Origin of the sequence: Phenylobacterium sp., from assembly GCF_036821595.1 — a bacterium.
Classification (GTDB): domain Bacteria; phylum Pseudomonadota; class Alphaproteobacteria; order Caulobacterales; family Caulobacteraceae; genus Phenylobacterium.
Genome location: NZ_DAISJG010000079.1, coordinates 1 through 9058 on the forward strand (window position 1 = coordinate 1; position 9058 = coordinate 9058).

The 9058-nt window shown below is 70.4% G+C and carries 11 protein-coding genes; 4 read left to right on the plus strand and 7 right to left on the minus strand.

Annotated features, from left to right (window positions below):
- The 3 genes from V7Z97_RS17945 to V7Z97_RS17955 form a co-directional block, all read right to left on the minus strand.
- Positions 1–911 (minus strand): histidine kinase dimerization/phospho-acceptor domain-containing protein (locus tag V7Z97_RS17945; RefSeq protein ID WP_334164807.1); only part of this gene is annotated, 911 nt, incomplete at its 3' end.
- A complete protein-coding gene (locus V7Z97_RS17950) occupies positions 911–1612 on the minus strand; it encodes a response regulator transcription factor (RefSeq protein ID WP_334164816.1) in 702 nt (233 codons plus the stop codon). The genes V7Z97_RS17945 and V7Z97_RS17950, both read right to left, overlap by 1 nt.
- Positions 1613–1614: 2 nt before the next feature.
- The gene (locus tag V7Z97_RS17955) at positions 1615–2106 is read right to left on the minus strand and encodes a MarR family winged helix-turn-helix transcriptional regulator (protein WP_334164808.1); all 492 of its coding nucleotides are present in this window, start codon (positions 2104–2106) and stop codon (positions 1615–1617) included.
- 78 nt (positions 2107–2184) lie between these two features.
- Between V7Z97_RS17955 and V7Z97_RS17960 the strand changes: the two genes are divergently transcribed.
- A complete protein-coding gene (locus V7Z97_RS17960) occupies positions 2185–3072 on the plus strand; it encodes a branched-chain amino acid aminotransferase (protein ID WP_334164809.1) in 888 nt (295 codons plus the stop codon).
- 40 nt (positions 3073–3112) lie between these two features.
- On the opposite strand, the gene V7Z97_RS17965 is transcribed toward V7Z97_RS17960, so the two are convergent.
- The 3 genes from V7Z97_RS17965 to V7Z97_RS17975 form a co-directional block, all read right to left on the minus strand.
- Positions 3113–3508, minus strand: a complete 396-nt coding sequence (locus V7Z97_RS17965) for a DUF4870 family protein (protein WP_334164810.1) — start codon at positions 3506–3508, stop codon at positions 3113–3115.
- Positions 3509–3613: 105 nt separating this feature from the next.
- Positions 3614–3961: a dihydroneopterin aldolase gene (gene folB, locus V7Z97_RS17970; protein WP_334164817.1), complete on the minus strand. Its 348-nt coding sequence runs from the start codon at positions 3959–3961 to the stop codon at positions 3614–3616.
- Between the two features lie 71 nt (positions 3962–4032).
- Positions 4033–4770: an SDR family oxidoreductase gene (locus V7Z97_RS17975; RefSeq protein ID WP_334164811.1), complete on the minus strand. Its 738-nt coding sequence runs from the start codon at positions 4768–4770 to the stop codon at positions 4033–4035.
- Positions 4771–4996: 226 nt separating this feature from the next.
- Between V7Z97_RS17975 and V7Z97_RS17980 the strand changes: the two genes are divergently transcribed.
- The 3 genes from V7Z97_RS17980 (at position 4997) to V7Z97_RS17990 (ending at position 8494) form a co-directional block, all read left to right on the plus strand.
- Entirely contained in the window at positions 4997–5929 is a 933-nt protein-coding gene (locus tag V7Z97_RS17980; RefSeq protein ID WP_334164812.1) for an SMP-30/gluconolactonase/LRE family protein, read from the plus strand.
- Between the two features lie 117 nt (positions 5930–6046).
- Entirely contained in the window at positions 6047–7486 is a 1440-nt protein-coding gene (locus V7Z97_RS17985; protein WP_334164813.1) for an aldehyde dehydrogenase family protein, read from the plus strand.
- Positions 7487–7549: 63 nt separating this feature from the next.
- Positions 7550–8494 carry an alpha/beta hydrolase gene (locus tag V7Z97_RS17990; protein WP_334164814.1) on the plus strand — a complete coding sequence of 315 codons (945 nt, stop codon included), beginning with the start codon at positions 7550–7552 and terminating at the stop codon, positions 8492–8494.
- Here the strand turns inward: V7Z97_RS17990 and V7Z97_RS17995 are convergent.
- Positions 8495–9058 (minus strand): Na+/H+ antiporter NhaA (locus tag V7Z97_RS17995; RefSeq protein ID WP_334164815.1); only part of this gene is annotated, 564 nt, incomplete at its 5' end.

The following is a 9058-nucleotide window of genomic DNA, read 5'->3' on the forward strand; positions in this document are numbered from 1 at the left end:
CCGCGGGCGAAGGCGAGGTACTCGTCGATCATGTGCTCCATCTCGGCGAGGTCCTTCTTCATGGCCTCGTTGCGCTTGGAGGGCTCGGCCAGCGCCAGGGCCAGCTTCAGCCGCGTGAGCGGCGTGCGCAGGTCGTGGCTGACGGAGGCGAGCAGGGTGGTGCGCTGGTCGATGTGCCGCTGGATGCGGCTGCGCATGTCGATGAAGGCGTGGGCGGCGCGGCGGACCTCGCGGGCGCCGTGCGGCTTGAAGGTGGGGACGTCGGCGCCGCGCCCGAAGGCCTCGGCCGCGTTGGCCAGGCGCTCGATGGCGCGCACCTGGTTGCGGATGAACAGGATGGCCACGGTGGTGAGCAGCACCGTCGCCAGCGTCATCCAGAGGACGAAGATGTGGCCCTGGGTGGCGAACGCGCGCTCGCGCGGCGCCAGCACCCGCAGCACGCCGCCCGGGACGGCCACGCGGATATCGACGTAGGCGGGGTAGCGGGTGGTGTCGAACCAGAAGGGGTCGTCGAGCCGGGCCTCGAGCGCGCGCTCCAGCGAGCGGTCGATGGGGGCGAAGAAGGGCTCCAGCGGGGCCGGGGCGTCACGGCGGGTGGCCGGCAGGGCGCGGCCGCGCTGCAGGGCGATGGAGAGGCCCATGGACTCCTCGGCGCGGGACGAGAGCCTGGCGAATTCCTCGTCCGTGGGGGCCTCGGCATAGCTCTCCACGGCCCAGGCGATCTCGCCGGCCAGGCCTTCGGAGAGCCGGCTGGTGACGGTCTGCCAGTGGGCGTCGAAGAAGATCCAGGTGACCGCGACCTGCATCAGGGCCACCGGCAGCACGATGATCAGCAGGGATCGGCCGAACAGGGTGCTCGGCAGCTGCCGCTTCAGCCAGCGGCCGAACGCCCGGGATCGGACGAGTCGCATCAGTCCGGAGCCAGCCTGTAGCCCACGCCGCGCACCGTCTGGAGGTAGCGGGGCGCCTTGGGATCGTCCTCGATCTTACGCCTCAGGCGGGTGACCTGCACGTCCACCGCGCGGCCGGAGGGATCGACCGTGCCGCGGGCGAGCTCCAGGCGGTCCACCGGCTCGTGCGGAGTGCGGGCGAGCTGCCGGAGCAGGGCGACCTCCGCCTCGGTCAGGCGCACCGGCTCGCCGTCGCAGGTGAGCTCGCCGCGGTCGGGGTCGAACTCGCAGCGGCCGAGCGACAGCGGCCCCTCGCCGGACGGCTTGTCGCGAGCGCGGCGCAGGATGGCCTCGATGCGGAGCACCAGCTCCTCCGGCTCGAAGGGCTTGGGCAGGTAGTCGTCGGCGCCGAGCTTCAGGCCCTCGATGCGGTCGTTCGCCTCACCGCGGGCGGTGAGCATCAGGACCGGCGTGCGGCCCGCGGGGCCGCGCTGGTCGCGCAGCCATTTCGTCAGCGAGAAGCCGTCCTCGCCCGGCATCATCACGTCGAAGACGGCGAGGTCGAAGTCGAGGCTCTCGATCAGCTTGCGGGCCGCCCCGCCGCCGTTGGCCGCGGTCACCCGGAAGCCGGCCCGGGCGAGGTACTCCTTGAGGAGCTCGCGGATGCGGTCGTCGTCGTCGACGATCAGCAGGTGCCGGCCGCGGCGGGCCGTTCCGGTCATGGTCATCCGATCCCTCCGCCTGTTCCGGGACTGCGGGTTCGCCCGCCGGCCAGCGCCGCCAGGATGCGCCGCGCGCCGGCCACCCCGTCGAGCCCTGCGGCGCGGTAGGCGCGGGCGAGCTGGCTCCTCAGGCGCTCGGTGACTGCGGCCTCGAAGGCCTCGCCTCGGGCGGTCAGGGCGGCGCTGCGGCGGCGACCGTCGAGGTCGCCGGCGGTCTTCTCCACCAGGCCCTTGGCGGCGAGGTCGACGAGGATGCGACTGGCGGCCTGTTTCGAGAGGCTGGTGAGGTGGGCCAGCTCCTGCACGCCGACGCCCGGGCGGCGGCGCAGCAGGAAGGCCGCGCGCCAGTGAGAGCGGCCGAGCCCCAGGCCCTCCGCCTCCAGCCCGGCGTCCACACCGGCCCACAGCGAGGCCTCGGCCAGCATCAGCAGCTCCACGCCCGCGTCGAGCTCGTCCTCGCGCAGGATCAGCCTGGGATCGGCCGGCGCGTTCACCTAGGAGCGCCCATTTCGTTTGACGCCGGGGCTCGCGGGGGCTTCAAGGGGAACCCCACGAAAGGAGGTCGCACCCTCATGTCTCTGGTTCCCTTCGACGATCGCGACGGTTGGATCTGGCTGGACGGCCAGTTCGTGCCCTGGCGCGAGGCGAAGGTGCACGTACTCACGCACGGCCTGCACTACGCGTCGGCCGTGTTCGAGGGCGAACGGATGTATGGGGGCGAGATCTACGAGCTGACCGCGCATACGGAGCGTCTGTTCAAGTCCGCCGAGATCCTGGACTTCCAAATCCCGTTCACGGTGGCCCAGATCGACCAGGCCTGCAAGGACACCTGCGCCAAGAACGGCCTGACCGACGCCTATGTCCGGCCGATCGCCTGGCGCGGCTCGGAGATGATCGGGGTCTCGGCCCAGAACACCAAGATCCACGTGGCCATCGCCGTGTGGGACTGGCCGAGCTACTTCAAGCCCGAGGAGAAGGCCAAGGGCATCCGCATGTGCTGGGCCAAGTACAAGCGGCCCTCGCCCGAGACCGAGCCGGTCCACGCCAAGGCCACCGGCCTCTACATGATCTGCACCATCTCCAAGCACGCCGCGGAGAAGGACGGGTTCACCGACGCCATGATGCTCGACTACCGGGGCTATGTGGCGGAATCCACCGGCTCCAACGTGTTCTTCGTGAAGGACGGGGTGCTGCACACGCCGACCCCCGACTGCTTCCTGAACGGGATCACGCGCCAGTCGGTGATCCGGCTCGCCAAGTCCAAGGGCTTCGAGGTGATCGAGCGCCACATCAAGCCGGAGGAGCTCTCGGGCTTCTCCGAATGCTTCGTGGTGGGCACCGCCGCCGAGGTCACCCCGGTGGCCCAGATCGGCGAGTTCACCTTCAAGCCGGGCAATATTTCGCTCAGCCTGATGGACGACTACGCCCGGATGGTCCGCCGCGAGATGGTGGCGGCCTAAGTCCCTTTCCCTCCCCGTGAAGGGGAGGGAAAGCTACCCCCTACGCCAGCCAGGTGTAGGGGCGCGGGTGCGGTTCGTCGCGGGCGAGATAGATGACGCCGACGATGCAGCGCAGGGCCCACCAGACGCCGATAACGGCCAGGATCAGGATGCCGATCGCCAGGAACGGCAGGCCGATCAGGATGATCGAGAAGACGCCCCCGAACAGGCACAGGGCGCCGCCGACGATCCACCAGAAGATCGAGATCCAGAAGGTGCGGATCAGGAAGGTGTAGTGGCTGCGCATCCGCGCGCCCGCCTGGCCCTGCTGGGCGTAGGCGAGGACCAGGCCGATGAGGGCCGTGACCCCGGTGGCGAAGGCCAGCAGGTAGAGCCCGTAGACGATGGCGGGCATCGTCCGGTCCTCCACGGATCCGTAGCCCAGGCGGTCGGTCAATTCAGTCATCTCCTCGTGGACACCACGTCGAGGATGATGTGTCCCCTTTCCGCGCGAATTCAATCGGCGGCGGCGGAGGTTACTCAAACTTCATCCCGGGGCGGCCTAGGCGCGGACGAGGGTGACCTCGACGCCGGCGCCGGTGGCGTGCGGGGCGAGCGCAAGCGGCTTCTCCACGCGGACCCGGGCGCGGGTGACGCGCGCATCGGCGAGACAGGCGCGGGCAAGGCGTTCGGCGAAGGTCTCCACGAGGCCGATGTGGCCCTGGCCGGCGACGTCGCGCGCCGCCTGCAGGATCATCTCGTAGTTCAGGGTGTCGGCCAGCCGCTCGGCCCCGGCGGTGGGGACGTCCAGCTCCACGTCCACGACCAGTGGCTGCAGCCGGCCCACCTCGTGGCGGTAGACGCCGATCTCGGCCTGGACCTCGACGCCGGTGACGAACACCTTGGTCATGACCACCCGCGCCTCGGGCTTCGGCTTGGCGGGGTCTTCCGGACGGGGCGAGGCGACCACGGGCGGCCCCTTCAGTTCTTCCAGGCCAGGTGCTGGCCGGAGTCGACGGCGATCATCTGGCCGGTCACCGACGGCGCGTCAATCAGGTAGCGCAGGGCCTGGCCGATCTCGGCGGGCGACACCGGCCGGCCCATGAGCGTGGCCCTCGCCTCGGCGTCGAAGGCGGCCTGGTCCTGATGGATGGAGGGGAGCGTCGGGCCCGGACCGATGCCGTTGACCCGCACGCGGGGCGCGAGCGCCTGGGCCATCATCTTCGTGGCGTCCCACAGGGCGGCCTTGCTGAGCGAATAGGAGAAGAACTCGGGCGTGGAGCCCAGCACCCGCTGGTCGAGCAGGTTGACGATCAGGCCTTCGCGGTCGGCCGGCAGGCGGCGGGCGAACACCTGGGCCAGCACCAGCGGGGCGCGCAGGTTGGTCTCAAGGTGCAGGTCCCAGGAGGCCCGGTTCATGTCCGCAAAGGCGTCCTCCTCGAAGACGCTCGCGGAGTTGACCAGCAGGGTGACGGGGCCAAGTTCGGCTTCGGCCTCGCCGACCAAAGCGACGAGACGGCCCTCCTGGCGCAGGTCGCAGGCGAGGATGGCGGCGCGGCGGCCGCGGGCGCGGACCTCGCCGGCGGCGGCTTCCGCGTCATCGTCCGTCTCGCGGACGTGGATGGCGACGTCGTAGCCCGCCTCGGCGGCGGCGCCAGCCAGCGCCCGGCCGATCCGCCGTGCGCCGCCGGTGATCAGGGCAGCGCCGCGGCTGGGCATGGCGTCAGGCTCCGATCAGCTCAATCGATGCGGCCGAACTCGAAGACGTTCAGCGCGACCATGACGGCCAGGAAGATGAGGACGGTGTAGATCCCAATCATGGGGACGGCTCCGGAAATCAGTCGTCCGGGCTTTAGCGAGCGCGCGCCTCCGCCGCAAGGACGCTTGTCCAACGGCCCAAGGCGCGGTCAAGGTTCGGGAAAACGAGGAAACGGGGGACACGCCCATGCCGCTGCAGCCCATTCCGGTGTCGGCCTTCGAGAAGATCGCGCTCGGCATCGACCGGCCCGAGGACGTGGTGGTGGGCAAGGACGGCCGCGTCTTCGCCGCCGACCACCAGTGCGCGGTGGCCGAGCTGATGGGCGGCGGCGCGTTCCACCGGATGGGGCCGAAGGGCGGGGCGCCCAACGGGATCAACATGGACGCCCAGGGCCGGATCGTGATCGCCAACTTCGGCATCTACGACCGCGAGCCCGGCCCGCTGCAGCGGTTCGATCCGGCCAGCGGCCGGCACGAAACCCTGCTGACCGAGGTGGAGGGCCGCCGGCTGACCTCCGCCAACTATCCGGTGATCGACCGGGCCGGGAACATCTGGTGCGCCAACTCCACCCATGCGGAGACCTGGCCCCAGGCGCTGGACGGCCGCGACGACGGATTCCTGTTCGTCCTGCGCCCCGACGGCTCGGCCTCCGTGGTGGCGGAGGGGCTGAAGTTCCCCAACGGCCTGGCGCTGTCCGCCGACGAGCGGTTCCTCTACTGCGCCCAGACGAGCGCGGCGGACGTGGTGCGCTTCCCGGTGCTGGCGGGCGCCAGACTGGGGGCGGCCGAGCGCTACGGCCCGGTGCTGGGCGAGCTGATGAAGCCGGGGGAGCCGGCTCCGGAGCACGGGACCCTGGGCTACACCGACGGCATCGGCTTCGATGCCGAGGGCGCCCTCTGGGTCTGCCTGCCGGCTGCGAACCGGGTGGTGGCGATCACGCGGGACCGGGAGGTGACGAGCGTGATCTCCGATCCCTCCGGCCAGATCGTGAACCATCCGACCAATGTCACCTGGGGCGGACCCGACCTGAAGGACCTCTACATCGGCTCGATCCGGGCCGACTATGTGCTGAAGGCGCGCTCGCCGGTTGCGGGCCAGCCGCACGTGCACCAACTTTAGCCTCGACGAGGTGAGGGGCTTCCCCACTTATCGCCGATCACTAAAATGAGCGTTTGAAGTCGGGGCGGACGGTCCCGGCGGTGGGCTCAATCAAGAAAGCCGTTCCAGGAGGACGTCATGCGCGAATACCTCAAGTTCTACATCGACGGCGAATGGGTCGATCCCGTCGAGCTGAAGACGCTCGACGTCGAGAACCCGGCCACCGAGGAGACGGTCGGCAAGATCGCGATCGGCTCGGCCGCCGACGTGGACAAGGCCGTGAAGGCCGCCCGCAAGGCGTTCGCCACCTGGTCGCAGACCAGCCGCGAGGAGCGGCTGGAGGTCCTGCAGCGGATCCTCGCCGAATACCAGAAGCGCTTCGGCGACCTGGCCACCGCGGTCACCGAGGAGATGGGCGCGCCCGCCTCGCTCGCCCAGCGCGCCCAGGTGCCGATCGGCATGGCCCACCTCGCCACCGCCATCGAGGTCCTGAAGAACTTCAAGTTCGAGGAGGACCGCGGCCCGACCATGATCGTGAAGGAGCCGATCGGCGTCTGCGGCTTCATCACCCCCTGGAACTGGCCGCTGAACCAGATCGTCTGCAAGGTGGCCCCGGCCATCGCCACCGGCTGCACCATGGTGCTGAAGCCGTCGGAAGTGGCGCCCTTCACCGGCCAGATCTTCGCCGAGATCATGCACGCGGCGGGCGTGCCCAAGGGCGTGTTCAACATGATCCAGGGCGACGGCCCGGGCGTCGGCGCGGCCATCTCCAGCCATCCGGACGTGGACATGGTCTCGTTCACCGGCTCGACGCGGGCCGGCATCGAGGTGGCCAAGGCGGCCGCCCCGACCGTCAAGCGGGTGGCCCAGGAGCTGGGCGGCAAGAGCCCGAACATCGTCCTGGACGACGACGCCTTCGCCAAGGGCGTGTCCCGCGGCGTGGCGACCATGATGACCAACTCGGGCCAGTCCTGTAACGCCCCCACCCGGATGCTCGTGCCGAAGACGCGCATGGACGAGGCGATCTCGGTCGCCCGCGAGACGGCGTCCGGCATCACCGTCGGCGACCCGAACGGCAACGCCCAGCTCGGGCCGGTGGTCAACAAGACCCAGTTCGACAAGATCCAGAAGCTGATCCAGGCCGGCATCGACGAGGGCGCGACGCTCGTCATCGGCGGCACGGGCCGGCCGGAGGGCCTCGAGAAGGGCTACTTCGTGAAGCCCACGGTGTTTGCCAACGTCACCAACGACATGACCATCGCCAAGGAGGAGATCTTCGGCCCGGTCCTGGCGATCCTCGGCTACGACAGCGTCGAGCAGGCGATCGATATCGGCAACGACACCGAGTACGGCCTGGCGGCCTATGTCCAGGCCTCCGACCTGGAGCAGGCCCGCAAGGTCGCCGCGAAGCTGCGCGCCGGCCAGGTGTCGATCAACGGCGGCGGCGGCGACATGACCGCCCCGTTCGGCGGCTACAAGATGAGCGGCAACGGGCGCGAGTGGGGCGACTACGCCTTCCACGAGTTCCTGGAGACCAAGGCGATGCTCGGCTACGCGCCGAAGCAGGCCGCGGAGTAAGGCTTACGACAACGAGGGGCCGCCCACCGGGCGGCCCCCATTTCGTTTTGGGGAGGAGCCTTCATGGCCGTGATCGATCCGGACTTCGCGTCGTTCCTGGAGGCGCAGGCGGCGCTGCTGAAGGCCAACCCCATGCCGCCGCTGGAGGCGGTTCCGCCGGAGATGCTCCGGGCCGGCTACCGGATGCAGCGGCAGAGCCAGGACCAGAACGCGCCCAAGGACCTGGATGTCCGCGACTTCAGCCTGCCGGGCCCGCACGGCGACATCCCCGTGCGCCTGTACGAACCGCACGCGCTGGCGAAGCCCTCCGGCCTGCTGGTCTATTTCCACGGCGGCGGCTGGACCATCGGCGACCTGGAGACCCACGACGGCCACTGCCGCCGGATGGCCGCCTGGGGCGGCTGCCGGGTGATGGCGGTGGACTACCGGCTGGCGCCGGAGCACCAATTCCCCAAGGGCCATGACGACGCCCTGGCGGCCACCCGCTGGGCCTTCGACCACGCCGCGGAGATCGGGGCGGATCCGGCCCGGATCGCGGTGGGCGGCGACTCGGCCGGCGGCAATCTGGCGGCTTCCGTCGCCATCGACCTGAAGGACGACCCCGCGCGGAAGATCGCCTTCCAGCTGCTGCTCTATCCGGCGACCACGGCGGAGTGGAAGACGGAGTCGCGCAAGACCCTGGACGGCCCGACCCTGACCTTCGAGGTGATGCGCTGGTTCGAGAAGAACCTCGGCGTGGGCGACCACCCCGAGGCTCATCGCCTGTCGCCGCTGGACGCCCGCGACGTGGCCGGCGTGGCGCCGGCGCTTGTGGTCACCGCCGGTCACGACTGCCTGAAGGACGAGGGCTGCGCCTACGCCGAGCGGCTGAAGGCGTCGGGCGTCGAGGCGCGGCACCGCGAGTATCCCGAGCTGCCGCACGACTTCTACATCATGGCCGACGTCTCGCCGGCGGTGAACGCGGCGGCGCGGGAGACCGCCCAGGCGCTGAAGGCCGCGATCGGCTGATCAGGCCGCGCGGCGGCGGGCGTTGCAGACGGCGAGCACGGCCCCGCCGACCACGGCCGAGGCCAGGGAGCCCGCGAGCACGCCCATCCGGACCTTGGTCTGGGCCAGCGCGTCCCCGGCCGGGAAGGCCAACTCGCCGATGTAGAGGCTGATGGTGAAGCCGACGCCGCAGAGCACGGCCGCGCCATAGAGCTCCAGCCACTTCACGGAGGTGGGGTGGCGGGCGAGCTTCAGGCTGATGGCGAGCGCCGTCGCCCCGAAGACGCCGATCTGCTTGCCGAGGAACAGGGACAGGCCGACGCCCAGGGCGACCGGCGCTGTGGGCACGTCTGCCGGAAGGTTGGAGAGCGAGAAGCCCGCCGCGGTCAGCACGAACAGCGGCAGGACGAAATAGCCCACGTAAGGGTGCAGGGCCGCGATCAGCTCGTCGAGCACGCCCACGCCGCCGATCCGCTTGGGGCGCAGCGGGATGCAGGCGGCGCCGGCCAGGCCCGCCGCGGCGGTGTCGATCCCGGACTTCAGCGTGAAGCCCCAGAGCAGGATCAGGCCCACGGTCCAGAAGAC